At 26.2% G+C, this 25,358-nt stretch carries 26 protein-coding genes; 6 read left to right on the top strand and 20 right to left on the bottom strand.

Annotation, left to right across the window (positions count from 1 at the left end):
* Positions 1 to 86: 86 nt before the first annotated feature.
* The 4 genes from tdc to O212_RS0101865 form a co-directional block, all read right to left on the bottom strand.
* Positions 87 to 1,940: a tyrosine decarboxylase gene (gene tdc / locus O212_RS0101885; RefSeq protein WP_024613479.1), complete on the bottom strand. Its 1,854-nt coding sequence runs from the start codon at positions 1,938 to 1,940 to the stop codon at positions 87 to 89.
* 181 nt (positions 1,941 to 2,121) lie between these two features.
* Positions 2,122 to 3,537, bottom strand: coding sequence for a tyrosine-tyramine antiporter (gene tyrP, locus O212_RS0101880; protein WP_024613478.1), 1,416 nt, complete (start codon positions 3,535 to 3,537; stop codon positions 2,122 to 2,124).
* Positions 3,538 to 4,191: 654 nt separating this feature from the next.
* Positions 4,192 to 5,913, bottom strand: coding sequence for an MFS transporter (locus O212_RS0101870; protein WP_035278941.1), 1,722 nt, complete (start codon positions 5,911 to 5,913; stop codon positions 4,192 to 4,194).
* A gap of 77 nt (positions 5,914 to 5,990) precedes the next feature.
* Positions 5,991 to 6,533 carry a TetR/AcrR family transcriptional regulator gene (locus O212_RS0101865; RefSeq protein ID WP_024613476.1) on the bottom strand — a complete coding sequence of 181 codons (543 nt, stop codon included), beginning with the start codon at positions 6,531 to 6,533 and terminating at the stop codon, positions 5,991 to 5,993.
* A 263-nt stretch (positions 6,534 to 6,796) separates the two neighbouring features.
* On the opposite strand from O212_RS0101865, the gene aspD reads away from it, so the two are divergent.
* Positions 6,797 to 8,428, top strand: a complete 1,632-nt coding sequence (gene aspD, locus O212_RS0101860) for an aspartate 4-decarboxylase (protein ID WP_024613475.1) — start codon at positions 6,797 to 6,799, stop codon at positions 8,426 to 8,428.
* Positions 8,429 to 8,522: 94 nt separating this feature from the next.
* On the opposite strand, the gene O212_RS0101855 is transcribed toward aspD, so the two are convergent.
* The 15 genes from O212_RS0101855 to O212_RS0101785 all read right to left on the bottom strand — a co-directional run bounded on the left by O212_RS0101855 (position 8,523) and on the right by O212_RS0101785 (position 19,126).
* Positions 8,523 to 8,819 carry a YciI family protein gene (locus tag O212_RS0101855; protein WP_024613474.1) on the bottom strand — a complete coding sequence of 99 codons (297 nt, stop codon included), beginning with the start codon at positions 8,817 to 8,819 and terminating at the stop codon, positions 8,523 to 8,525.
* Between the two features lie 39 nt (positions 8,820 to 8,858).
* Entirely contained in the window at positions 8,859 to 11,003 is a 2,145-nt protein-coding gene (gene recQ, locus O212_RS0101850) for a DNA helicase RecQ (RefSeq protein WP_024613473.1), read from the bottom strand.
* A gap of 88 nt (positions 11,004 to 11,091) precedes the next feature.
* Positions 11,092 to 11,658 carry an NUDIX hydrolase gene (locus tag O212_RS0101845; RefSeq protein WP_024613472.1) on the bottom strand — a complete coding sequence of 189 codons (567 nt, stop codon included), beginning with the start codon at positions 11,656 to 11,658 and terminating at the stop codon, positions 11,092 to 11,094.
* A gap of 16 nt (positions 11,659 to 11,674) precedes the next feature.
* Positions 11,675 to 12,112 (bottom strand): GNAT family N-acetyltransferase, encoded by a 438-nt coding sequence (locus tag O212_RS0101840; RefSeq protein WP_024613471.1) that lies wholly within the window; start codon positions 12,110 to 12,112, stop codon positions 11,675 to 11,677.
* A 29-nt stretch (positions 12,113 to 12,141) separates the two neighbouring features.
* Complete coding sequence (locus O212_RS0101835; protein WP_242829546.1) at positions 12,142 to 12,906, bottom strand: EFR1 family ferrodoxin; 765 nt, start codon at positions 12,904 to 12,906, stop codon at positions 12,142 to 12,144.
* A 148-nt stretch (positions 12,907 to 13,054) separates the two neighbouring features.
* The gene (locus O212_RS16795; protein WP_173391470.1) at positions 13,055 to 13,192 is read right to left on the bottom strand and encodes a clostri-philic family protein; all 138 of its coding nucleotides are present in this window, start codon (positions 13,190 to 13,192) and stop codon (positions 13,055 to 13,057) included.
* 33 nt (positions 13,193 to 13,225) lie between these two features.
* The gene (locus O212_RS0101825; RefSeq protein WP_024613469.1) at positions 13,226 to 13,813 is read right to left on the bottom strand and encodes a hypothetical protein; all 588 of its coding nucleotides are present in this window, start codon (positions 13,811 to 13,813) and stop codon (positions 13,226 to 13,228) included.
* A 74-nt stretch (positions 13,814 to 13,887) separates the two neighbouring features.
* Positions 13,888 to 14,457 (bottom strand): class I SAM-dependent methyltransferase, encoded by a 570-nt coding sequence (locus O212_RS0101820; RefSeq protein ID WP_024613468.1) that lies wholly within the window; start codon positions 14,455 to 14,457, stop codon positions 13,888 to 13,890.
* Entirely contained in the window at positions 14,450 to 14,974 is a 525-nt protein-coding gene (locus O212_RS0101815; protein ID WP_024613467.1) for an ECF transporter S component, read from the bottom strand. The genes O212_RS0101820 and O212_RS0101815 overlap by 8 nt, the downstream gene beginning before the upstream one ends.
* 116 nt (positions 14,975 to 15,090) lie before the next feature.
* Complete coding sequence (locus O212_RS0101810; RefSeq protein ID WP_024613466.1) at positions 15,091 to 15,570, bottom strand: hypothetical protein; 480 nt, start codon at positions 15,568 to 15,570, stop codon at positions 15,091 to 15,093.
* Positions 15,571 to 15,669: 99 nt separating this feature from the next.
* The gene (locus tag O212_RS0101805; protein WP_024613465.1) at positions 15,670 to 16,350 is read right to left on the bottom strand and encodes an HD domain-containing protein; all 681 of its coding nucleotides are present in this window, start codon (positions 16,348 to 16,350) and stop codon (positions 15,670 to 15,672) included.
* An 11-nt stretch (positions 16,351 to 16,361) separates the two neighbouring features.
* Positions 16,362 to 16,859 (bottom strand): GNAT family N-acetyltransferase, encoded by a 498-nt coding sequence (locus O212_RS0101800; RefSeq protein WP_024613464.1) that lies wholly within the window; start codon positions 16,857 to 16,859, stop codon positions 16,362 to 16,364.
* Between the two features lie 147 nt (positions 16,860 to 17,006).
* Positions 17,007 to 17,444 (bottom strand): ACT domain-containing protein, encoded by a 438-nt coding sequence (locus tag O212_RS0101795; protein WP_024613463.1) that lies wholly within the window; start codon positions 17,442 to 17,444, stop codon positions 17,007 to 17,009.
* 155 nt (positions 17,445 to 17,599) lie between these two features.
* Complete coding sequence (locus O212_RS0101790) at positions 17,600 to 18,166, bottom strand: NUDIX hydrolase (RefSeq protein ID WP_024613462.1); 567 nt, start codon at positions 18,164 to 18,166, stop codon at positions 17,600 to 17,602.
* A 3-nt stretch (positions 18,167 to 18,169) separates the two neighbouring features.
* The gene (locus tag O212_RS0101785) at positions 18,170 to 19,126 is read right to left on the bottom strand and encodes a PD-(D/E)XK nuclease family protein (RefSeq protein WP_024613461.1); all 957 of its coding nucleotides are present in this window, start codon (positions 19,124 to 19,126) and stop codon (positions 18,170 to 18,172) included.
* 188 nt (positions 19,127 to 19,314) lie between these two features.
* Here O212_RS0101785 and O212_RS0101780 point away from each other — a divergent pair, with 188 nt between their 5' ends.
* The 5 genes from O212_RS0101780 (at position 19,315) to O212_RS0101760 (ending at position 23,147) form a co-directional block, all read left to right on the top strand.
* The gene (locus O212_RS0101780; RefSeq protein WP_029699100.1) at positions 19,315 to 19,530 is read left to right on the top strand and encodes a PspC domain-containing protein; all 216 of its coding nucleotides are present in this window, start codon (positions 19,315 to 19,317) and stop codon (positions 19,528 to 19,530) included.
* Positions 19,531 to 19,803: 273 nt separating this feature from the next.
* Positions 19,804 to 20,394, top strand: a complete 591-nt coding sequence (locus tag O212_RS0101775; RefSeq protein ID WP_024613459.1) for an ECF transporter S component — start codon at positions 19,804 to 19,806, stop codon at positions 20,392 to 20,394.
* A gap of 58 nt (positions 20,395 to 20,452) precedes the next feature.
* On the top strand, positions 20,453 to 21,424 hold the full coding sequence (locus tag O212_RS0101770) for a P1 family peptidase (RefSeq protein WP_024613458.1): 972 nt from the start codon (positions 20,453 to 20,455) through the stop codon (positions 21,422 to 21,424).
* A gap of 247 nt (positions 21,425 to 21,671) precedes the next feature.
* A complete protein-coding gene (locus tag O212_RS0101765) occupies positions 21,672 to 21,854 on the top strand; it encodes an alpha/beta-type small acid-soluble spore protein (RefSeq protein WP_024613457.1) in 183 nt (60 codons plus the stop codon).
* A 147-nt stretch (positions 21,855 to 22,001) separates the two neighbouring features.
* The gene (locus O212_RS0101760; protein WP_024613456.1) at positions 22,002 to 23,147 is read left to right on the top strand and encodes an AI-2E family transporter; all 1,146 of its coding nucleotides are present in this window, start codon (positions 22,002 to 22,004) and stop codon (positions 23,145 to 23,147) included.
* Between the two features lie 32 nt (positions 23,148 to 23,179).
* Here the strand turns inward: O212_RS0101760 and O212_RS0101755 are convergent, their stop codons facing one another.
* A complete protein-coding gene (locus O212_RS0101755) occupies positions 23,180 to 25,339 on the bottom strand; it encodes a YhgE/Pip domain-containing protein (RefSeq protein ID WP_024613455.1) in 2,160 nt (719 codons plus the stop codon).
* Between the last annotated feature and the right edge of the window lie 19 nt (positions 25,340 to 25,358).

Genomic DNA, 25,358 nt, shown 5'->3' with positions numbered 1-25,358 from the left:
ATTTGTATTTTTCATATAAAACTTTCTATATTTTTTGAATAAAAAAAAAGGAATTTACCTAAAAGTAAATTCCTTTTTATGTTAAATTATCTTACGTCGTAGATTTTTTCTAATTTCTTTTGTATTGCTGTATCTACTTTTTCCATATACTCATCAAATGTTTCCATATTGTTTATGAATGGTGAAAGTACACATGCTCTTAATACAGTAACCTTTTCTACCTTATCCCACTCTTCTCTTGAGAATCCAAGTGATTTAACAAATGGGTATGGGCTGTTTCCGTAATCTGGTACTGCGAAATCAGTATGTGAAGTTATGAAGTCATTGTCATATAATCCACCCTTAGCATATGATGCTTCTTCATAGAAGTCATGGTTTAAGTGATTCATCTTAGTTAAGTCAGTATTTCCTTCTTCGTTGAATGCGAAGTCAACCATGTTGAAGTCTGGTCTTATTAATGTGTTAAGGATAACTTTCTTATCTCCAACCATGAATTCTTTTCCGTTGAAGTGGTTGTAAAGGTTGAATGCACCTTCGATTCCAGCTCCAATAAGTTTTCCGTATCCAGTTATATTTAATGGTAATGTTCTGTGAGCTGTCCAAACTGATGCAGCTGTAGCTCCTGCCTTTGATCCTTCAAGCATGAATGCTCCAAGAAGCGCAGGGATGTCCATTCCTTTTTCGAATACGTAAGTTGCGAAGTATGAGATTGATTCTCTCATTCTCTTATCTTTTACAACTATACCACCAGCTGAGTATGGGATATATCCCATTTTGTGTGGGTCGATAGTTACTGTATCACATTCGCTTATTGCCTTGAATGCTTCGTAAGTATCATCTGAAGGCCATTCTGTAGCTTCGTTTAAGAATACTCCATGCTCTAAATATTTCTTCTTTAATTCATCTTTAGCTATGAAGCTATAGTCTTCATCTAAGAATATTGCTCTAGCGTATCCGCCGTATGCAGCGTCAACGTGTGCATAGAAGTGAATTCCTTCTTTAGCTAATTTATCTCTTACAGCTATGATCTTATGGATATCATCAACTGCTCCTTCTTCTGTTGAACCAACAACTCCAACAACTCCTAGTGTAGGAATTCCTTTTGCTGCGTTTTCTCTAATTTTTTGCTCAAGAACTTCTGTGTTCATTCTGTATTGCTCATTAACTTCTACAGCTTCTACTTGATCTAATCCAATACCAATTATATCAGCAGCTTTAAGCCATGAGTAGTGTTTAGTTTGAGGTACAAACCATTTACCTAATTTACCTAGGTTCTTACCACTTCTAGCTGATTTAGCTTTTAAGTCATCTAACTTTTCTGGAACTCTATCAACTAAATCTAAGATTTCTTCTGTTGACATGTTTAATAATTCCCATTCAGTTTTTCCTTCAACTAATTCTGGTGCAACTTCTTTCATTGCAAGTGGTAATGATTTTATGTTTCTTGCATACCAGATAGCTTCTAAGTTAGCGATTGATCCGTCTGCACAGATATGTCCCCAACCTTTTCCTTCTTCGTATCCCATAAGTCTTGCAAAATCTGCTCCAACTTCTTCTTCCATTTCTGAAGTTCCTGGTGATGATTCGTAAGCAACGTTATTTCCATTGTATAACATAGCTGCGAAGTATCCTAATATTGCAGGCATTAAAGTTTCTGAGTTCATGTGTCCTAAGAATCTTGGTGAATGCCATGGTAATGATTGTGATCTTAACTTTCTTGATAATTCAGTTAAAACTTCTTCCATTTTATCTGCAGTCATTAAGTAATCAGCTTCATGCTTATCTGATTTCTTTATGATACATTTATCTTCTGGATGATAGTTTTTTCTCCATTCACTATGATCTTCAAATAACATTTTTAAATGTTTTTCAAAAGTATCTTTGTTTTCTGATTTTGGTCCTAAAAATAATGCTTTTAAGTTTAAATCTTGTCCACTCATTTTTAACTCTCCTTTAATATGTTTTGTATTAAATACAAATCATATGACCATTTAAAATGAAAGGTGAACCTCATTTTAAATGCCCATACGTATTTTGATTTAAATAATGCTTTTAATGTTTAAATAATGCTTTTTTAATGTTTTAATGCTTTAAAATTTATATAATTAAATAATATTAAAATTATTTATTATCTGATTTTATCCATTCAGGTTTTCTGAATTTGAATATTATAAGTGGTATTATTACACTTACTAATGTTCCAACTATTTGGAATGCGATGTAGAAAGTGTGTTGGCTAGTAGGTAATATTGATGGTGGTATTAAACTTACTAATACAGTAATTGATACACCAAATATTGCAAGTAATGAAACTACCCACATTAATCCGTTACCTTTAGCACCAAGTCTAAATGGTCTTTCTACTTCTGGTTTCTTATATCTTAATACTATAGCTGCTACTGCTATTAATATGTAAACTACGCAGTAAAGTATAGTTGTTGTTACAGTTATCATAAAGAATGCACTGTTAACATCTGATGTTACAACATAAGTTATTGAAATTAATGAAATAACTATAGCTTGTATTAAAACGAAAGTTATAGGAACTCCATTTGCAGTTCTTTTTTGGAATACTGGAGGTAAGTTTCCTTCTTCAGCAACTTTAATCATTGCTTTTGATGGTCCAAGTACCCAAGCACTTAATTGAACTAAAACACCGATTGCTATCATAGCTGATATTATATTATTAAATATTGATGGTATTCCAAGATCTTGACAGTATATAACAAATGGTTGTGTTATATTAGCAAGTTCCATTTTTCCAGCTGGAACAGCATTTGAAACTGTTAATCCTGCAATTAAGTTAAATATAACTAATACAATAACTGATAATATAACTGCTATTGGATAGTTTTTCTTAGGGTTTTCAATATTGTTAGCATGAACTGATGATATTTCAACACCTGCGAATATAAATATAATTCCTGAGAAATAAGTTAAGCTTCCGAAATCATGGAAGTCTGGTATAAGTTTGCTTGTGCTGAATCCGCCTAAGTAACTATTAGGTTGTATTCCGTTTTTAGCTAAATAAATTAATCCTAAAACTACTAATGCTATAAATGGAATATAAACACCAATTACTGCTCCCCAGTTACCAACGATTTTAACCATATCGAACTTAAGGTTTAATAAAGTAACACCCCAATATGAAATAAGTATTACTACAAATATAAATATGTTATTTTTTGATAATGACTCATTACCAACAACATATCCAAGTAAAACTCCAACTGTTGAAGCAACCATTACCATTCCGAAGAACATTTGAACCCATAAAAGCCATGAAGTTACAAATCCCCATTTTTCTCCTAATGCTGCTTTAACCCAAACGTGAGGACCTCCTTCTTCTGGCCATCCAGTAGCAAGTTCTGCTGCTATTAGTGATATTGGAATAGCAAATACTACAACTGCTCCTACTAAGTAGAAAATTTGTGTCCAACCGTTGATTGCTAATGTAGGAACACTTCTTACTGTACCGAAGAAGGCCATAGTAATCCCTATAAGTTGGAATAGTGTAAGTTTTTTAACACTGCTCATAATATTACTTCCTCTCTAATATTTAGTTTTTTAGTTAAATAAATAAATTTTAAATTTCTTATATATAAAACTTATTTATCTAACTTTTTTGCTCCGGTTCCGAAGCACATACTCTATATTATTCTCTTTTATTTTTTTGTCAAATTACATCATATTTTATCTACATATCTTATTCATATTATTTATTTTTCATTAATTTTATTTTCTTTTTGTTAATATTAAATACCATTTAATACAATTTTTAATCCATTTGAAACCATTTTTATATAAACTTTTTTAACTACTATTCATAAATTTCTACTTTTTTCTTATTGTAATCGATTTCATATTTTACCTTTTTATTAACTAAAAAAGACTTAAATTTAAGCTGTTTTATATATATAAAATCACTATTAATATGTAAATATTTTTATTTTTTAACATTTATAAAGGTTTTTGGATAATAATATAGAATATTAAAATTATTCTGGTATGTGGGGGTATAGAATATGGGTATGGAAAAAAGATCTGATGCTATTAAATTTAGCTTAGGAATTATAGGACTTTTTATTTTCTTAATTCTGTTTGCTTTATTTTATCAAAAATTTTTTGTTTAATATTTAAAAATGGGTACTTGAATTTCAAAATTCAAGTACCCTAAATTTATATAATAACTTAATTATTCTTTTTATTAGTTAAAAGTAATGTAAAGATTAATCCCACTGCAGCTATTATTGCTGAAGCTATAAAAAGATGTGCAAATCCATTATTCATTGTTTGTTGAAAAGTATTTTCTATCGCAACTCTTGCACCATCTACTTTATCTAAATATCCAGCTTTCATACTATTAAATACTGCATCTACATTTGCATGAGGTGGTAATTTACTCACTAATCCTTGTTCTATTCCAGGTTTTGCCTTATCAAACATAAAACTTGCAAATTCTTTCATAGTTCCTGTGATACTTGTAACATCTGCATTTTGGAAAGAATTTAATATATTTTGTGGAACTCCACTTACACTCATTGATTGTGATGCATTACTTACTCCTTCTTGTATTGGAGGCATAACTGCCATAAGATTAGATGGCATTTTATTACCTGCTTCTGCAATAAAGTTTATAAGTATATTAGGTGAAACAGCTATACCAATACTTTTTATAAGTGATAATGTTGATTGTGCTGAAGCTGCTTCTTCTTTTCTTACATTTATTTGCATTAAATAATTAAGTGGTGTACCCATTGATAAGCCCATTCCTGCTCCCATAAATATAAGTCCTACTATTAACAAAACTACATTGTTTGTCTTTGCTACTATAAGTGCTAATATAAGAGTACCTATTATTGTTGAACTAAATCCTACTATAAGTACAGCCTTTGCAGAGTACTTATCTATAAACTTACCCCCAACTGGTGCTGCTATACCTGAACATATAGCCATTATAGTAACTAAATATCCACCTGACCCTTGACTTAATCTTAATACATTTTCACCAAACTGAGGAATAAATACTACACTCATCATTCCACAACCAACTACTAAACTTAATAATAAAGTTATAGCAATATTTCTTTTCTTAAAATATTCTAAGTTTATTATTGGATCTTCTGCTTTACTTTCTCTATATATAAATAAAGGTAATAAAACAATAAATACTATTAAAAATGGATAAACATCTGTTGAAGTTATAGATTTAATAAAATCATGGAAACTTAAATTAGTAACTCCATACATAAGTGAAATTATCATAATTGATACTATTACACTTCCTATAGTATCCATTTTTCTATCAGTTCTTTTATTTTCTACTACTTTAACTTTAAATGACATTAATATTATAATTATACATATTGGAACATTTATAAAAAATAAAAGTCCCCAATTATCTCTTCCAAACATATTTATTATTCCAGAACCTATTGTAGGTCCAAGTGTTGTAGCTATACCATATGTTGCTCCAACTATTCCTAGTGCTGCTCCTCTTTTTTCCTTAGGAAAGCTTTCCCCTATAAAAGCTGTTGCAATAGGCATTATTCCACCACCACCTATAGCTTGTATTACTCTAGCTACAAGAAGCATATTATATCCACCAAAATAATCTGATATTCCACATAAAGCTGAACCTAGTCCAAATAGTGTTATTGAGAAAATAAACATTTTCTTTTTTCCATACCTATCTGACAACTTTCCTGATATAGGCATAATAACTGCATATGCTAATGTGTATATAGTAATCATCCATATTGAAACATCTGCACTTATTCCAAGAGTCTCTGCTATTACAGTTCTCGCTGGTGAAACTATACCAGAATCCATTCCACCTATAAATATTCCAAGTAAAAACATTATCATAAGTGCCTTCGAAGTCTTTTTACCTAAGTTTATTTCATTTTCCATTGAATTCTCCTCCTTTATTTGAACACTGTTCATATAAAAATAAAAATTATTGCTAACTATAAATATTTATAATTAGCTTATTTTTTAATAATAACTGTCATTAAATCTTCAAATGTATATCCTTTATTTTTTATTATTACTATCATATTACTCACAATAAAATTACTTAAATTATTTTTTAATGTTAGTTCTATTGTATTATTATTTAAATGATAGCTTATAATTTCATCAATAATACTACATATATCTTCTAATATATTATTATGACATTTAGTTTGACTATACTTTTTATTTTCTGAATTATATAATTCAAAAAATATATCTACATGATTTGTAAAAAATATATCCATGCCATCATATATACACTTCATCTTATCAACAAAATCTATATTTTTTGAATTTGTATTTGATAATTCATTTATTAAATTTTGCCAATCAGTTTTTATAATAGCTCTTACAATAGCTTCTTTATTTGAAAAATAATTATATACTGTTCCAAGACCTATATTACTGTTTTTAGCCAATTCTCTCATACTAAAATTTTTATATCCATTAGTATCTAACATTTTCTTTGCTTCTTTTAATATACGTTCTTTAGGATTATCTAATATTTTAGGCATTATTAACTCACCACCTTTTATGAACCATGTTCATATTATATTTTTTTATATATAAAAATTCAATATATTTTATATTAACTTTTTATTAACACGTTGTTATTAATCTAATATATAATATTTATGTGACTTTAATAAAATAATTTGAATAATTTAATCAGAAATTTAACAATATTATTACTTTTTATCTATTTTATTAAGTGAAAGATGTTGTATAGTTTTTTTTGGGGCTAAATTTATATATTATTTTCAGGAGGATTTTTAATATGGAAATCAATAATTCAGATGTAAAACAAATAGAAAAAGTTTATGAAAAAATAAGTCCCTTTGAGTTTAAAGACAAACTTATAGAAATAGCAAAAAAAGATTTAGAGGTTAGTAAACGTCCATTACTTGATGCTGGAAGAGGTAATCCAAACTGGACTTGTGCAACACCACGTCAAGCTTTCTTTACTTTTGGTCAATTTGCTGTTCTTGAAACTCAAAGAGTTTGGAAAGATGGCGATCTTGCAGGTATGCCTCATAAAAATGGCATTTATAATAGATTTAAAGAATTTGCAGATACAAATATAAATGCACCAGGTATGGAGCTTTTAATAAATATAATTGAATATGGAATTAAAAATAAAAATTTTGATGCTGATTCTTGGGTATATGAACTTACTGATGGAATAATTGGAGACAATTATCCATTTCCTGATAGAATGTTAACACATATAGAAAGCATTGTTCATGATTATTTAGTTAAAGAAATGTGTTCTTCTGATTTTGAAAGTTCATCTTTTGATATATTTGCTGTAGAAGGTGCAACAGCTGCTATGTGTTACATATTTGACTCATTAAAGGCAAATGAACTCTTATGTAAGGAAGATAGAATTGCTATAATTACCCCAGTATTTACACCTTATTTAGAAATACCAAAAATCCCAAGATACAGCCTTGATATTGTTCAAATTAAAGCTACTGAAAATCCTAATACAGGAAATCACTCATGGCAAGTTCCTAAAGAAGAATTAGAAAAACTTAAAGATACTACTATAAAGGCATTATTTATAGTAAACCCTGGTAACCCTTCTTCAGTTGCTTTAACAAAAGAAAGTAAAAATAATCTAATAAAAATAGTTAAAGAAGATAATCCTAACTTAATAATTATATCAGATGATGTTTATGGAACTTTTGTACCAAACTTTCGTTCATTAATGGCTGATTTACCTTATAACACAATAGGAGTATATTCTTTCTCAAAATATTTTGGTGTAACTGGTTACCGTTTAGGAACTATAGCCCTTCAAAAAAATAATATTTTGGATAAATTAATTAAAGAACTTCCTGAAGAAAAGAAAGCTCTTATTAGATCTCGTTATGAAGATTTATCTACAAACTGTGATAATATACCATTTATTGATAGATTAGTTGCAGATAGTAGACAAGTAGCACTTAATCATACAGCAGGTCTTTCAACACCTCAACAAGTTCAAATGGCATTTTTCTGTGCCTTTTCACTACTTGATAAAGATAATACTTATAAAAAGTTAACAATGGAAATTTGCCGTCGTCGTAAAAAACTTTTATTTGATGGATTAGGAATAGAACTTGAAGATAATAAATATAGCGCTTATTATTATACTGAATTTAATATACTTAAGTGGGCTAGAGATTCTTTTGGAGAAGACTTTGCTAAATACTTAGAAAATAATTATAAATTAGTTTATATACTTTATGAGTTAGCTAAAGAATGTTCTATAATACTTTTATCAGGAAGCGGTTTTGATGATTCAGAATGGTCACTTAGAGTTTCACTTGCAAACCTTGATGACCATGAATATTATACTATTGGTAAAGTAATGCGTAATTTAATGATAAGCTTAATTGAAGAATGGAAACAAACAATTAAATAAACTTTTAATTTATGATAAAAGGTCAGTTACTAACTGACCTTAATTTATTTATAATATACTTTATTGCAAAATATTTAATTTATTAATTATTATTTTATTTATTAAACCACTCACTTGGTGATTGATTAAAGTAATTAGGATTAAACTCTATAACTTTATAATCTTGTATTTCATTTATTTTAAAAGGTTCATTCATTAAATATTCTTCTACTTTTTTTAAAGTTTCTGATTTAATAATAAATATTCCTCCAGTCATATCTTCCTTAAGTCCTGACATTAATATCATTCCATTATCCATAGCTTTTTGTGTGTAAGCCATATGTTCTTTCATAATGTTATCATTTATTTTATCTGAATCTTTTAAATTGCCTTCAACTATAAAATATTTCATTTTGCTATCCTCCTAAAATAGTTATTTTATATTTTAAATTCAACTAATATTTTTTATACTTTGTTTTAATACAACTAATTTTATTTGATCATAAGTTATATTATTTGGTAGAGATTCTTTTATCGGTTTTATTTTTGAATATCCTATTTCTCTTACTTTTTCCAATATAATTTTCTCTTCCTCTTTATTAAAATAATTATTGAAATTAATATTAAAATCAACTTCAAGTCCCTCTGCTATATATTGATTTAAATGTGCTATTATAGTTGATATTGCTATTTTCCTATTACTTGCTATTTCTTCTAATGACATATTATTTCTAATCATATCAACTGTTATCTCATAAGATTTTTGTTTTTTTATATTTTCATTTTCTTTATTTGAATTTGAATATTTATTATCCCATTTTATATCTATATCATTTTCTTCTATATAACTTTGTATTTTACTTATAAATATATTTCCATACTTCTCGATTTTCTTCTCACCAACACCACTTATTTCTATAAGCTGAACATTATTAATTGGCATTCTAATACTCATTTCTTTTATAGTATTATCTCCAAATACCATATATGGTGGTATTTTTTCTCTCTCTGAAATCTCTCTTCTAAGTTCCTTTAATATATTAAATAGGTCATTATTTTCTGTTAACTTAATTATTTTTCTTTCCTCTTTAAATAATACTTTTTCAATTCCTTTAACTACTTCAATAGATTTTGAATTTGGTTTAACAACAGGATATTCCCCACCATAATTAATAAACCCATGAGCAATTAAAGTATTTATAAAATCTTTTAAATCTTCTTTTGAATAATCTTTCATTATTCCATAAGTAGTTAATTCTTGTAAGTTTAACTCTTTTATTTTTTTATTATTGGAACCTCTTAATACATCAATTATCATTCCTATTCCATATGGTCTCTTCATTCTATATATACATGATATTACTTTTTGAGCATCTACTGTTTTATCAACAACTTCACCATCTGATTCACAATTACTACAATTATTACAATCCTCTTTAAGTTCTTCACCAAAATAATTAAGTATATATTTTCTATAACATCCATTAAAGTAAACTAAATCTGTCATACTTTTTAGCTTTGATAGTTCATTTAATTTTCTATTTGGATTTAATGTTCCTGTTTCTATAATATATTTTTGTGTTTGAACATCTCCAGGTGAAAACAACATTATACATTCTGAAGGTTCTAAATCTCTCCCTGCTCTTCCTATTTCTTGATAATATCCTTCGATATTTTTAGGCATATTATAATGTATTACATATCTAATATTTGGTTTATCTATTCCCATACCAAATGCATTAGTTGCAATCATTAAATTAGTTTTATCATATACAAAGTCCTCTTGATTCTTTTTTCTCTCATCATCAGATAAACCAGCATGATATTTCCCGAGAAATAGACCTTTTTCACTTAATAATTCATATAAATAATCTACTTCTTTCCTTGTAGCACAATATATTATTCCCGATAAATCTTTATTTTTATTTACATAATCTAATATATATTGTTTTTTATTAACTCCTTTTTCTATTACTATTTTTAAATTTTCTCTATCAAATCCTGATATAAATACTTTTGGCTTATTAAGATTTAGTAATTTTACTATATCTTCTCTAACTTCCGTTGTTGCTGTTGCTGTAAATGCAGTAAATATAGGTCTTTCTTTTAATATTTCAATAAAATTTTTAATTCTTCTATAACTACTTCTAAAGTCATGTCCCCAAGCTGATACACAATGTGCTTCATCAACTGCTATTTGTGATATATTCTGATTTGATATTATATTTAAAAACTCTAATGATTCTAATCTTTCTGGAGCCACATATAATATTTTTATATTTCCATCTTCTATATTTTTAAATGTATTTATCATTTCATCATTTGAAAGTGATGAATTTATATAGGCAGATTGTATTCCTATACTATTTAATGTATCAACTTGATCTTTCATTAAAGATATTAAAGGTGAAATTACTATAGTAATACCTTCTTTAAGTAATGCTGGAACTTGATAACATATAGATTTTCCACCACCTGTTGGCATTATTGCTACAACATCATTCCCTTTTATTATCTCATTTATTATTTCTCCTTGCCCTTTTCTAAAATTACTATATCCAAAATAATTTTTTAAAATCTTTATTGCATTATCCAAATTACTTCTCCTCTTTTTATACTTTACTTAATAATAATTATAGACTAATTATTTAAATTATAAAAAGGAATTGCATATACAATTCCTTTTAATCAAATTTTATATTATCTCTATCTAAAATCTTCTTATAAACCTTTAGCATAAATGGTTCTCTTTCAGTGCATTTTTTTAAATCCTTTATTGGAATCCATTTTACACCACTATTTTCATCTTCTTTTATACTTAATTTTTCACTTTCATCACCTTCAAAAAGATAAGCAATTGATAAGTGAAGATGTGGTGATACAAACTCACCTCTTTTTATATGTCCTTCAACTGTAAGTATATCTATTGATGCTATTCCATCATAAAGTAGCCTTGCATTTTTAAGACCTGTTTCTTCTTCTAATTCTTTAAAAGCAACCTTTAAGAAGTCATTATCGCCATCCATATGTCCACCTGTCCAAGCCCATGATTTATAAATATTATGATAAGCCATAAGTGCTTTATCTTTATCATTATTTACTACAAAAGCTGAACTAGTTAAATGACAAACTACATTTTTTCTTGTTAATACATCATTAAAATTATTTATACACATTAATATAGCTTGTTTATCTTTTTCTTCTTGTTCATTAACTGGTATATATCTTTCTATTACCTCTTTAAAATCCATATCTTCTTCCCCTAACTTATATTTCTTTTCCCATTACAATTAAATTTTCCATAACATTATACCCATTTTTCTTATAAAATCCTTCTGTCATATCCCCCTTAGCAGTCCATAAATATATATTGCTTATTCCTTTATCTTTTAATCTAATAGTGAATTCATTTAATACTTTTTTCCCTATACCTTTTCCTTTTTTAGTATTATCTACGCAAAATTCCTTTATGTTAAAATGAATTCCATCATAATAATATTCATGATTTCCTAAAATCATAGCAACTATTTCATTTTCTAAATAGCACACAAGTCCGTATGCCCCTTCACAATTAAGCATTTGATTTAATCTTTTTTTAGCTGTTTCTTCTGTCCATTTATCATTCCATGGAGGTGAGTTAAATGATTTTACATAAAGCTTTGAAACTTCATCTAAATAATTTATATTAAATTCTTTATATATCATAATAATCCCCTTTCTTAATTAATAAAATTTTATATAAGTTCATCTACTTTTATATATGGATTTATATATCTATCTTTTTTGACAGTTTTTGTTCCTATATTTATAGCCTTTTTAGGACATATATTTATACAAGCCATACAGTCAATACATTTTCCTTTCCAAATAACTTTTTTATCTTTAACTTCAATATTATCTACAGGACAAATGTTTTTACATATATTACATCCAATACAATTACTATTTGAAATAAAGTTTTTATCTTTCTTTTTATACTTATCTTTCCACATTTTGTGTACAAATTTACTAAGAATTTGTTTATTTAAAGATACTTTTTTTATTTCTCTATTATTTATATATTCTATAAATTTATTAAGCTTTTCAGATTCATGTTCTATAGCTTCTATCGCTCTATCTTTATTAGGATTTCTTCCTGCTCTTGTATAATTTGAAATATATTTAACCTCTTCAAAATTGTTTAATTTAAGTCCTTTTGAAGCTAATATATTATTTATTTCTAAAAATCCATTATTCGATGCGCCACCACCTGTAACTTGCACCGCAAAAATATATGGATTACCTTCTATTTTTAAACTTCTTAAAAATTCTTCTACTATTATAGGTAGTCCAAAACAATGTAACGGATATATAATTCCTATTACTTCATCCTTTTCAATATAATTTTTATTATTAATTATATCCTTTATATTTACTAACTTTGAAGTACATTTTTTTGATATTTCTTTTGCAACATATAATGAATTGCCCGTTGAAGTAAAATAATATAATTTAATCATTTCATTTTCTCCCATAATAATATATTTTTTATAATTATATCATTTTTAACTTAATTAAATTATTATTTTTTACATTTTAATATTTGAAGCTAATAATTTTTAATAACAAAGGACTTTAATAAACATTTATTAAAGTCCCTAAAATCAATTACTTTATTTCTTCACCATCAAAATTTTTATATTCTGAAGGTTTTTTACTATTACCTACATTGTTTTGATTTTGATGTAATCTTTGTCTTCTTTCGCCTTTTTGCATAGGATTTCCTAAATTATCTTTCTTTGGCATACTATCATCTCCTTCCTCGAGATTATTTTTTCTCTAATTGAGTTTAGTATACCTAAAAAAATATCCTTTATATTCAATAGTTAAAACATTTCCATTTGTATTGAAATAAGCAATATTTTTACTACCTCTATTTTTAACCTCTACACTATAAACCTGTCCATCCAAATTCATTCCATTTAACTTTGAACTAATAAATATTATATTATTATCTAATTTATTTATTATTCTATTACTTTCTTTTTTTATTGAGTAATATGGATCATTAAATTGCTCATTATAACTTTTTTCTGAAAATCCATCATAATATCTATGTTTTGATATTATGATATTTTTTTTTGCAATTTCTGAAAATTTTTGTTGAAGTGATTTTGTAAATTTAACATCTTTATTATATCCATACATCTCACCATTTCCCCAAATTCCAGTAATACTTTTTAAAAACTCTTGGTTATTTGTATACTCAATACTGTTATCTTCTTTTTTATCTTGATTTCCTAAAGGATCTTCATTATAACTTTTAAGTTTATTAATTACATTAGTTTTATTGCTAGCCTTAACTGAATAAGCTCCAAGTGTAACAATTATTAAAATGACGCTCAAAATCAAAATTATTTTTTTCATCAGTTTACCCTTCCAAAACCTACTCTATTTATAAATTACAATCATATATTACTCCTTTTATATATTGAGTTCAATTAAATATTCGTTAATATTACAATATAAAATTTAACACCATCTAAAATAAATTCTTCTTTAAGACTTTTAGGTATTATTTTTCTAAAATCTTCTCCACTTAAAAGTTTTGATGCTATATTTATAGGTATCTTTTCATGAATATTATCTATTTCTTCTCTTCTAAAATTATGACAAACTGCAATTTTCCCTCCAAAATCTAAAAGCTTTGATAAATGATTAAGTAACTTCTCTTTTTCATTAAAATGAGGAAAAGCATTAAATATAATTATTAAATCAAATTTACCATTTCTTAAATTAAATATATCATCACATAAGTATTTAACCTTACAATTATTGTTTTTTCTTTCTGCAACTTTTATCATATTTTCAGAAAAATCTATTCCTAAAATTTCTTTTGGATTATACTTTAATAAATAATTTTCTAATATACCAGTTCCACAAGCAACATCTAATATTTTTATATTTTCTTTTATTTTTATAATTTCTAAAATTTCATTTATATGTTTATGATTACTTCTCTCATCCCAATTATTTGCAACTTCATTAAAAAAATTTTTTACATCATTCATTTATTAACCCTCTCTTTATAAAAAACTTATAAATTATAGGTATTAATATAATTTGTATTAATATTCCTGGTAGTGCTGTTATAAATAATCCTATTATAAAAGTATAAAGCGCAGTATAACTTGGAACTACTCCAAGTAATATAAAATTAATTATACAGGATACTACTCTTCCTAAAATAAGAGCTATTATAAGTGAAATATAAATATTATATTTATTAAGTAATTTTGGTAACAAAAATCCATAACATGCAAGTTCAAAACCCATAACTATTGCAACTGGGAAAATAGGTGGCATTCCTGTTAAAATTGAAGATATAATTGGAACTAAAAATCCACAAATAGTCCCCCATCTTTCTTTACATATTAAAGCACATATTAATACTGGTATATGCATAGGCAAAAATACATTTCCCATCATATTAAAGGAATGAAATATTGTTGGAAGTATAACTCCTATGCATACAAAAAATGATGTTACTACAATTTTTCTTGTTTTGGTCCATTTTATCTTTTCCATTCATCTCCCTCCTATTTTAAATTTATATGTTTATTATGTTAATTTATACTTTTAAAATTTATAATATAATTATTTTTAAAAAATAAAAAAGCCACCTTAAAAAAGGTAGCTTTTTATTAATTATTATTTATTGAACTATACATTTTTGTTTTTAAATTTTTAATTCTTTTACTTGCATCACTATACTTTTTATTGTTAATTAAAGTTTGAATATTTTTTATTTCTGATTTTATTGATTTTCTTTCTGAATCATTAAATTTACTTAAATCAAAGTTTTTAAGATCATCTAATTCTGTATTTAATATTTTTTCATTATAAGTCTTAGCTGTATTTATTAATTTATTCATTTCATTTTCTAACTCTGGAACTATTTTTACATTTTTGTGATCTATTGCTCTATTAGCCTTCTTACTTAATTCTTTATATTCTTTTTCTTCTTTTCCAATCATATATTGACTAAATTCTGTTTTATGGCTACTTAAATATCTTTCAAACTGTTTTATTATTTTATCTTCCCTTATAGTATTTAATATTAGTAATGCTAATACCCCTACTGATATTAATATAGCTAAAATAATTTTCGTTTTCTTTTTCATCTTTTGTCACCCTCATATTATAAATAAATTCTTGCATTTTATTATAATAAATTAAAAATATATACAAACTATTTTTAGATCTTGAATTATTTATTAAATTTATACTATAACATCAAATTCCTCAAAGAATCTATTTAAATATTCTTCCATGTAATCGACTCTCTCTTTAGCAATTTCTTTTCCTACATTTGTTATCATATCATATTCAAGTTTAAATAATTTCTCATAAAAATGATGTATTATAGAACTACTTCTAGAAGTTAAGTCGTATTCTCTATCTTCTAATTTTTCATTTGGATCATACATTTCTTCTCCTATATATTGACCAAACATAAATGCTCTTGCAATACCAACAGCTCCTAATGAATCTAAATTATCAGCATCTCGTAATATTATTCCCTCAATTTGAGATTCTGATTCTTCAATTACATCACCACAAAAAGAATGTTTATCAGTTAAAACTATACACTCTTTTAACTTTTCTATTAATTCATCTCTAAGATTTAATCTATTACAAACTTCATTAAATATTTCATCTATATCATCTGAATGCTTTAATTCAATATCGTCTTTTAATTGAAGTCTATGTAGATCATGCATATATGATGCTAAACACAGAATATCCAAATCCCCATTCAAATTATCTTTTTCATTTATATATAAAGCCATTTTATAAACTCTATCTAAATGATATATATCATGAGCTCCCTCTTTACAATATTCTTTTATAAGCTTTTTAACTTCGTCTCTCACAATACTGTAATATTTACTATACTCCATATTTTTCACCTCTATAAATTATTCTCATAAACCTCTTTAAATTTATCTCTTGTTAATCTATACACAGTCCATTCACTCATTGGAACTGCTCCTAAATTTTTATAAAATTCAATTGAAGGCTTATTCCAATTTAGACAACTCCATTCCATTCTATGGCATCCTTTTTCATAAGCAATTTTTGTTAAATATTTAAATATTTCCTTTCCATATCCATTACCTCTATATTCAGGTTTTATATATATATCTTCTAAATAAAATCCTGCCCTTCCTATAAAAGTAGAATAATTGAAGAAATAAACTACATATCCTATATCCTTGTTATCTTTTTCAACAATTAAAACTTCTGCTTCTTTTCTTTTAAATATAGATTCATATATTTCTTCTCTTGTAGCAATAACTGAATCTGACATTTTTTCATATTCTGCTATTTCCATTATAAATTCTAATATTAAATCTACATCATCTTCCGTAACTTTTCTTAAATTAATATTTCCTACCCTTTCACTCATAAATACAGACACCTCTCATTTCCCTTTCTTTTTTTATATTATATCATAATAATTATTTATACTTAATTAATTTAAAATTATCTTTATTTATATTTATTAAAAAAAGCTTGATAATTAAAGTTTATCAAGCTTTTTAATATTTAACTATTATTCCATAGCTATAAAATCAACTTTTTCTACACTAGACATTTCTCTTAGTCCATCTAAAAGTGCTGTTATATCACATTCTAATGATGACATATCAATAGTAATACTAAGATTTGCAGCTCCATTTATAGGAATACCTTGATCTATTGTAAGTACATTTCCACCCTTATCTGATATATAATTTAAAGTATCTGATAATACACCCTTTTTATGCTTTATCATCATACTAAAAGTCATTTTTCTCCCCTGGACACTTTCTGCAAAATCAAATACATGATCCTTATACTTATAATATACACTCCTACTTATTCCTACTATTTTAGTAGCTTCTGTTATTTCTTTTACCTTTCCCTCTTTAAGGATATTCTTAACCTCTATAACCTTAGAATACACCTCAGGTAAAACCTTTTTATCTACAACTAAATAATTACCTTTCATTTACTACACCTCTATAATGATAGCCCCCAATATATATTTCTTATCGCTAGTGTATTTAATAAAATTATTTCTACCATCATCTATAATAACATGTGTATTCATTGTATACAACTGTATTTTATTTGTATACATATTTTTTTCATTTTCTTAACATATTAATATATATTTTGTATTAAGTTTAATATTATTCCACCTTTTATTGAAATGTTATTTTTAGCTACAAATTCTCTTGCTTCATCTATTTTAATTTTTATAACTTCAATTTCTTCATTTTCTTCTATATTATCTGTAGATATATCTCCATATACATCCATTTTTACTATAGCTGTAGTTTCATCTGTCATTCCAACTGATGTATAGCTAGGTTTTAAAAACACTTCATAACTACTCGCTTTAAGTCCTGTTTCTTCAAACAACTCTCTTTTTGCAGCTTCTTCCATAGTTTCACCTGGATCTATTATTCCTGCTGGTAATTCGTATATATAATCACTTATTACAGGTCTATATTGTTTTATTAATACTATTTCTCTATCACTTGTTATTGGAATTATCATAACTCCATCTGCTTTTTTATGATCTTTAGTCTTACAAGCAAGATCCGTTTCTTCTCTTCTAGTTGCAAAATAATACTTTTTTAAATTGCCTTTTTTATTTTCCAAATCCATCTCATACATATTTAAGTACTTATTATTTGTTTGTTTTTTTAATTTAAGTAATTTCATAATTTAACATCCACCCTTTTTACACAATCTCTTATATTTACAAATAGAACATTTATAATCCTCTTCACACATTAAAAAAGTTTCTTTACTTTTTGGCTTGTTTAAATTTTTATCATCTAATAATGCATCTATAACATTTAATTCTAACTTTATTCTTTTTTTAATATCTTCTATATCTTCTTTTGTAAAAATATACTCATAATTTTCTCCTAAATACAAATATTCTATTCTTCCTTTTATATGATCTAAAGGAATATTATATTTTTCCATAACATATATTGCATAAACTAAAATTTGATATTTATTTTCTTCATCATATTTTCCTGTTTTCCAATCTACTATAATATAATTATTATCTTTATCTATATAAAGCATATCTATAATTGAAAAAACTTTAACAGTATGAATAAAAATATGATTAAAACTACCTTCATCAATTTCTAGTATATTTTTAAAATTACCCTTACATACATCAAAAAAAGTTTTGCTTTCAAAAAAATTTTCAGTGCATTGCTCTATTCTTTCCTTAACTTCTTCTATATCATCTTTATTTATCTTTCCATCATAATAATATTCTTGTAGCATATTACCTTTAGGATAAGTATCCCATTCAATATCTCTATCTTTTTTACTACTTTGCTTAACTAATATGTTTAACTTAAGTTTAATAAAATTTTTAAATCTATCAACATCAACTTCTTTGTCTGGATTTTTACTTTGAAACTTAATTATATTTTTTATTCCTTCATGAATTATATCTCCAAAATATATCCATATGTTAGTTAACTTTTTTAATCTCCAAGCTAATTTTCTTTCTTCAGAAACTTCCATTTCCCATCCTCTATGCGAACCATAATATGTGTAATAATATTGCCTTAAACAATTTTTCAATGTTTTAACCCTAGAAATGCTCCAAGACTTTTCTGGATATGCTTTTGCAATAAAATTTTTTCCTTTCATATTCTCCTCCTAAGACATACTCTAATATTATTATACTATTTATTTTTTCATTTCTTAATAAAGTCTATTAAACTCTTAAAAAAATATAAATATTATATTTCTCATATGCAAGTGTGTTGTATTATATAATTTTTTAACATATACTTTATTTATCTATTAAAGGCTTTTTCTAAGGGGGTTTAACTATTATGAAAAGACTATACAAAGTTCCTGATAAAGGTAAAATAAGCGGTGTTTGTCAAGGGATATCTGAATATTTAAATGTTGATGTTACAGTAATTAGACTTTTATGGATTATATTAACTTTATTTTCTTTTGGTGCAGGTATTATTGGTTATATAGCCTGTATTTTTATAATGCCAAATAAAGAAGATGTAATTAATGACAACAATAATTTATATTAAATTTAAAGAGCAACTTATCTATTTGCTCTTTTTTGAATTTTCTGAATAAAACTACTTTATATTCCTAAATATAGTAAATATCTCATATATTAATGTCATTAGAAAATTATCGATAAATTTTTAACAATTTCTATTGAAACTCCTTTTTCTTCATTGTAAAATATATACTGTCGGTATTCAAAATATTGAAACTGAACGCAAAATTCAAAATTTTTACATTGTTTTTTGCCGAATTATATCCTAAATGGGGGAATAAGAACGGAGGTTACAAAAATGGAAAGAAGTACAAGTAAAAGAGCTTTAGGACTTCGTCAAATGGTTGTTGTAGGTATGCTTTCAGGTATATCAATCTTTATGGGACTTACAGGTTTAGGGTTTATACCACTGCCTTTTATGAAGGCTACAATAATGCATATACCTGTAATAATAGGTGCAATAGTTGAAGGACCTATAGTTGGTGCGTTAGTTGGAGGAGTTTTTGGTCTTTTTTCAATGTATCAAGCTTTTACAGCTCCAACACCATTATCTTTTATATTTTACAATCCAATAATTGCAATTGTTCCAAGAGTACTAATAGGTATAATAGCTTATTATATTTATACTTTATTAAAAAATAAATTTAAAAAAGAATCAATTCCTATAGGAATTGCAGCTGTACTTGGAACTATTACTAATACTGTTGGTGTTTTAGGGCTTACTTATGTTTTTTATTTAGACCAATATGCAAAAGCTTTAGGTATATCATCTGCCGCAGCTGGAACTGCTATAGCAACTGTAGCTGCTACTAATGGAATTCCAGAAGCGCTATTGTCAGCTCTTATAACAATACCAGTAGTTTTAACAATAAAAAAAATAAAGAAATAACTTGAACTTATATGCTCCTATTTTTTATAGGAGCTTTTAATTTAGGAGGTTAATTTTTATGAAAGAAATTAAATTTACTGATATAGATGGAATAAAATTAGGTCATGTTCAAAATACAAAAGGTCTTACTGGATGCTCTGTTATAATATGTGAAAAAGGTGCAACAGGTGGTGTTGATGTAAGAGGTGGTGCTCCAGGAACTCGTGAGACAGACCTTTTAGCTCCATCTGAAATGATAGAAAAAATTCATGCTGTTGTTTTATCAGGAGGAAGTGCTTTTGGACTTGATGCTTCATCAGGTGTAATGAAATATCTTGAAGAAAAAAATGTAGGATTTGATGTTCAAGTTGCTAAAGTTCCAATAGTATGTTCAGCGGTACTTTTTGATTTAGCTTTTGGTAATCCCAAAATAAGACCTGATAAATCTATGGGATATGAAGCTTGTATAAATAGTGAAACTTATAAAGATGATATAAATGGAAATATAGGAGCAGGATACGGTGCTACTGTTGGTAAAATTTTAGGTCCTCACACTGCTATGAAAGGCGGTCTTGGAACATATGCCGTAGAAGTTAATAATTTAAAAGTTGGAGCTATAGTTGCCGTTAACTGCTTAGGTGATGTTATAGATCCTAAAAATTCTAATATAATTGCAGGTGCAATAAATAACGAAACAAATGAATTTTTAAATAGTGAAAATATTTTAATTAATAATTTAAAGAATCCTAAAAGTCCATTTAAAGGAAATACAACTATAGGATTAATAGTAACTAATGCTACATTAACAAAAGCTAATGCAAAAAAAATAGCTTCAATGGCCCATAATGGTTATGCTAGAACTATGAGACCTGCTCACACTATGTTTGATGGCGATACTATCTTTACAATGGCTACAAACGAAGTGGATGCAGATATTACAACTATAGGTATGATAGCTTCTAATGTTATGGAAAAAGCTATTTTAAGAGCTATAAAAGAAGCAGAAACATTAAATGGAGTTAAAGCTTATAAAGATTTAAATAAAAAATAAAAGGTATAAATTGGATTAATTTTTTGTAGTATTTTTTTCTTTCTTGGTTAAACTATAAATAATCTATTACCAGATATGAAATATAAAGATTAAAATCTAAAAACTTTTTAGAAAAATTTATTTCTTAAATATTCCATAACTGGTTTTAGAAACATAGTTTATAAATTCTAAAAAAACATAAACTATGATTGTAAAGTAAATCAAATAAACTTTACAAAAAAACATCTCGTATAAGGAGGAATGAACAATGGCAAAAAAATTAGTACCAGAAGCAAAAGATGGATTAGCAAAATTCAAAAATGAGGTAGCTAATGAAATGGGAGTTCCATTCACTGACTACAACGGAGACCTATCTTCAAAACAATGTGGAAGCGTTGGTGGAGAAATGGTTAAAAGAATGGTAGAACAATACGAGAATACAATAAAATAATATCAAATTACAACTGAAATGGTAGGATGAAAATCCTACCATTTCTCTTTTTGAATATTTATCCTTTTTCATTGATATAAATTTTTTATATATGTATAATATTTTTTATAACTATATTTATTTAGAATATTGAAAGGAGAAATTTAATTGAAGAATTTAAATAGTAAATTTAAGCAATCCATTTTAATTTCCACATATATAATATTTTTGGCTTATACACTTTTAAATTTATCTTCTATTGGTAAATTTTTTAGTTGGGGTTTAAATATTTCTGGTCCATTTTTAATAGCTATAGGAATTGCTTTTGTTTTAAATATCCCAATGAGAATAATTGAAAACAAGATTTTAACTCCTATTTCAAAATCTAAAAACTTTAAATTTAAAAGACCTTTAGCTATCATTATTACTTTATTGTTAGTTATAGGATTATTAAGCACTTTAGTTATATTTATAATTCCACAGCTTGTAGATAGCGTATCCAAATTAATTGATAATGTTCCCCAATATGTTCAATCATTTGAACAACTTGTTCTTAAAAATTTAGGTACAATTGATGGATTTGATTCTATTTGGAAAAATCTTATGAATGCGTGGAAAGATATTTTAGGAGTTGCAAGCCAAGTATTAGGATTTACCCTAAACCACCTTCTAAATTTAACTATTAGCATAACATCTGGAATAATTAGTTTCTTTTTAGCTTTAGTTTTTTCAATATATATGCTTGCAAACAAAGAAAAACTTATATTCCAATGCAAAAAATTTATGTATGCTCATTTAAAGGACAACCATGCTGATAAAATACTTGAAGTTGGAAGAGTTTCTAATGAAACTTTCCAAAGATTTATTGGAGGACAATGTACAGAAGCCGTTATAATTGGAACTTTATGCTTTATAGGTATGCTTATTTTAAGACTTCCTTATGCATTATTAATTGGTTTTGTAGTTGGTGTAACAAGTTTAATTCCAATATTCGGAGCATTCATTGGAACTATTCCTTCAGCTTTAATAATACTTATAATCAGTCCTATTAAAGCTGTAATTTTTATTATATTCATAATAGTATTACAACAATTTGAAGGACATCTTATATATCCAAAGGTTGTTGGCAATTCTATAGGACTTTCTGCTATATGGGTAATGTTTGCTATGTTAATTGGTGGAAGTTTATTTGGATTTTTAGGATTACTTCTTGGTATACCTCTATTTGGAGTAATTTATAAGATTACTAGAAAAAATACAAATAAAAAATTAGAGCAAAAAGGATTATCCTCATCTGACATAAATAATAAATAATAAAGCTAGGCTACATTTTAGCCTAGCTTTTTTTATAATTCAGCTTCTTCAAATTTTTCTTCCATAAATACTCTTACTTTATTTAAACTCTTTTTAAATACACCTAATACTAAGAATATAAGTCCAAATATACATAACATCTTTATATCTTTCATTGTACTACTCCATATAGGTCCAGCAATAGCTTCCCTAAATCCATCTATAGCGTAAGTAAATGGCCATAAAGGCTCTAACATTCTAAATATTTCTGGATTTGTTTGTATAGGATATATACCTCCTGCACCAGCTATTTGGAATACCATTATTACAACAGCAATTGCTTTACCTATATTTCCAAATAAAGATACTAGTGTAAATATAATTATAGTAAATACTATACATGAAAGTAACGCCATACCATATAACAATAAAGTATTTTCTGGATTTATTCCAAGTATATGTATGTCTCCTAAAATTACTATTAAAGTTTGAACTATTCCAATAAATAAGAATAATAACATCTTTCCAAAATGTTTTTGAATAAATGTTAACTTTTCACCATCTTCAAATTCATCACATTCTGTTGTAAGTAATGCTGACATAAGAAGTATTCCAACCCATATTCCTAAAACTGTATAAAATGGGGCAAGAGCAACTCCAAATATTCCTGTATTATATACTTCAACAGTCTTTACGTTTATTGGTGATGACATAAATGAAGCAATAGTTTCTGGATTTTTGCTTAATAGCTCTATAGCACTATCTATATTTTTACTTGTTATATTTTTTGTTTCTTCTTGAAGTTTATTGATTTTTTTACTAAAATCCTCTACTTTTACATTAACATCTTTTATTTGTGATGATGCAACATCTCCACTTACTATTCCAAGATTAGCTAATGCATTTAGTTGTGGTACAATTATTTTACTAGCCTCTAATACATTATTTGCACTATCTCCGCCTTGTGCAAATGTATCTGCAAATGAATTTAATGAAGGAATTACATTATTATATAAGTTATTTGATGCATCTGTTATTTTATTTGAAAAACTATTATTTAATTCAGTTAACTTATTTATTGCATCTTGTCCCTTTTCTGAAAATTTATTATTATCAACTAAATATTTTAAAGTAGATAATCCATCTTTTTCTTGTTTTATTACAGCTTGTACTCCATTTAACTTATCTATTTGACTTTGTATTGATTGACTATGTATTTTTTCATTAATCTTTATTAAAGCTGATTTTGTAGTATCTATATTACTATTTATAGAATCTAATATTGAATTCATATCTTTTATAGTATTACTAATTTTTTCTTTATCTAAATTATCCTTTGTTGTTGTAGCTATATTATTTAATAGTTCATTATACTTATTTTGTACCATTTGAACTTGAACTAAATCATTTTTAATTCCATTTCCTAAGTTTTGAATACTGTACTTAGTATTTAGGGCTAAATCTTTACTTCCTATAACCATACTTTGAAGATTATTTATTGAATTTGTAATAGAAGGTAAATCTTTCTTTACCCCTCCAAGGCTACCTTGTATATTACTTATTTGTTTAACAGAATTATTTAATTGATTACTTATTCTATCAATACTATTTTCTGCCTGATTTATTGTATTTTTAAGTTCTAATATTTGTGGTTTATTAGTTTTTATATTATCTCCAAATTGATTTAAATATTTAAAAGCTTCTTCATTTACAGTATTTATAAAATTACTTTTTATTTCTTCTGTTAATTTATTTTCTGCTACTTGAGTTATTTTTGTTGCTATAGCATTTGCTTTTTCATTTGCTTTATATATTATATCTGGTTTTATTGGACTTGAACTTAAAAGGCTTGTTAAATCACTTGAAAAATTTTGTGGAATTTCTATAAGTGCATAATAATTTCCTTCATTTAATCCATAATTACCTTCCCAATTACCAACAAACTTCCAGCCTATATCTTTATTTTTCTTTAATTCCTCTACTATTTCATTACCGACATTAATATTTTTACCATTAAATGTGGTTCCTGTATCTTCATTTACAACTGCTACTGGAAGAGATCCTGTATTTACATAAGGATTCCAGCAAGCTTTTATATTAACCCAGGCATAAAGTGAAGGAATAAAGAATAAGCCAGTTACAATTATTATTGCTGCTGGATTTTTAATAATATTTTTCAAATCCCTTTTGAAAATTTTAAATATTTTCTTCATAACATCCTCCTATAATAAT

Origin of the sequence: Clostridium sp. Ade.TY (assembly GCF_000498355.1) — a bacterium.
In the GTDB taxonomy this organism is placed as follows: Bacteria; Bacillota; Clostridia; order Clostridiales; family Clostridiaceae; genus Clostridium.
This window is presented reverse-complemented; position numbering and strand designations above follow the sequence as displayed.

Excerpts from the sequence above, each read along its gene's own strand:
- O212_RS0101825 (WP_024613469.1), bottom strand. The coding sequence starts at position 13,813 with ATGAAAAAAATAATTTTGATTTTGAGCGTCATTTTAATAATTGTTACA.
- O212_RS0101795 (WP_024613463.1), bottom strand. The coding sequence starts at position 17,444 with ATGAAAGGTAATTATTTAGTTGTAGATAAAAAGGTTTTACCTGAGGTG.
- O212_RS0101780 (WP_029699100.1), top strand. The coding sequence starts at position 19,315 with ATGAAAAGACTATACAAAGTTCCTGATAAAGGTAAAATAAGCGGTGTT.
- tdc (WP_024613479.1), bottom strand. The coding sequence starts at position 1,940 with ATGAGTGGACAAGATTTAAACTTAAAAGCATTATTTTTAGGACCAAAA.
- O212_RS0101810 (WP_024613466.1), bottom strand. The coding sequence starts at position 15,570 with ATGAAAAAGAAAACGAAAATTATTTTAGCTATATTAATATCAGTAGGG.
- O212_RS0101770 (WP_024613458.1), top strand. The coding sequence starts at position 20,453 with ATGAAAGAAATTAAATTTACTGATATAGATGGAATAAAATTAGGTCAT.
- O212_RS0101840 (WP_024613471.1), bottom strand. The coding sequence starts at position 12,112 with ATGATATATAAAGAATTTAATATAAATTATTTAGATGAAGTTTCAAAG.
- O212_RS0101855 (WP_024613474.1), bottom strand. The coding sequence starts at position 8,819 with ATGAAATATTTTATAGTTGAAGGCAATTTAAAAGATTCAGATAAAATA.
- O212_RS0101845 (WP_024613472.1), bottom strand. The coding sequence starts at position 11,658 with ATGGATTTTAAAGAGGTAATAGAAAGATATATACCAGTTAATGAACAA.
- O212_RS0101765 (WP_024613457.1), top strand. The coding sequence starts at position 21,672 with ATGGCAAAAAAATTAGTACCAGAAGCAAAAGATGGATTAGCAAAATTC.
- O212_RS0101775 (WP_024613459.1), top strand. The coding sequence starts at position 19,804 with ATGGAAAGAAGTACAAGTAAAAGAGCTTTAGGACTTCGTCAAATGGTT.
- O212_RS0101815 (WP_024613467.1), bottom strand. The coding sequence starts at position 14,974 with ATGGAAAAGATAAAATGGACCAAAACAAGAAAAATTGTAGTAACATCA.
- O212_RS0101755 (WP_024613455.1), bottom strand. The coding sequence starts at position 25,339 with ATGAAGAAAATATTTAAAATTTTCAAAAGGGATTTGAAAAATATTATT.
- O212_RS0101820 (WP_024613468.1), bottom strand. The coding sequence starts at position 14,457 with ATGAATGATGTAAAAAATTTTTTTAATGAAGTTGCAAATAATTGGGAT.
- O212_RS16795 (WP_173391470.1), bottom strand. The coding sequence starts at position 13,192 with ATGCCAAAGAAAGATAATTTAGGAAATCCTATGCAAAAAGGCGAAAGA.
- O212_RS0101865 (WP_024613476.1), bottom strand. The coding sequence starts at position 6,533 with ATGCCTAAAATATTAGATAATCCTAAAGAACGTATATTAAAAGAAGCA.
- tyrP (WP_024613478.1), bottom strand. The coding sequence starts at position 3,537 with ATGAGCAGTGTTAAAAAACTTACACTATTCCAACTTATAGGGATTACT.
- O212_RS0101790 (WP_024613462.1), bottom strand. The coding sequence starts at position 18,166 with ATGAAATTACTTAAATTAAAAAAACAAACAAATAATAAGTACTTAAAT.
- O212_RS0101835 (WP_242829546.1), bottom strand. The coding sequence starts at position 12,906 with ATGATTAAATTATATTATTTTACTTCAACGGGCAATTCATTATATGTT.
- O212_RS0101805 (WP_024613465.1), bottom strand. The coding sequence starts at position 16,350 with ATGGAGTATAGTAAATATTACAGTATTGTGAGAGACGAAGTTAAAAAG.
- O212_RS0101870 (WP_035278941.1), bottom strand. The coding sequence starts at position 5,913 with ATGGAAAATGAAATAAACTTAGGTAAAAAGACTTCGAAGGCACTTATG.
- O212_RS0101800 (WP_024613464.1), bottom strand. The coding sequence starts at position 16,859 with ATGAGTGAAAGGGTAGGAAATATTAATTTAAGAAAAGTTACGGAAGAT.
- aspD (WP_024613475.1), top strand. The coding sequence starts at position 6,797 with ATGGAAATCAATAATTCAGATGTAAAACAAATAGAAAAAGTTTATGAA.
- O212_RS0101785 (WP_024613461.1), bottom strand. The coding sequence starts at position 19,126 with ATGAAAGGAAAAAATTTTATTGCAAAAGCATATCCAGAAAAGTCTTGG.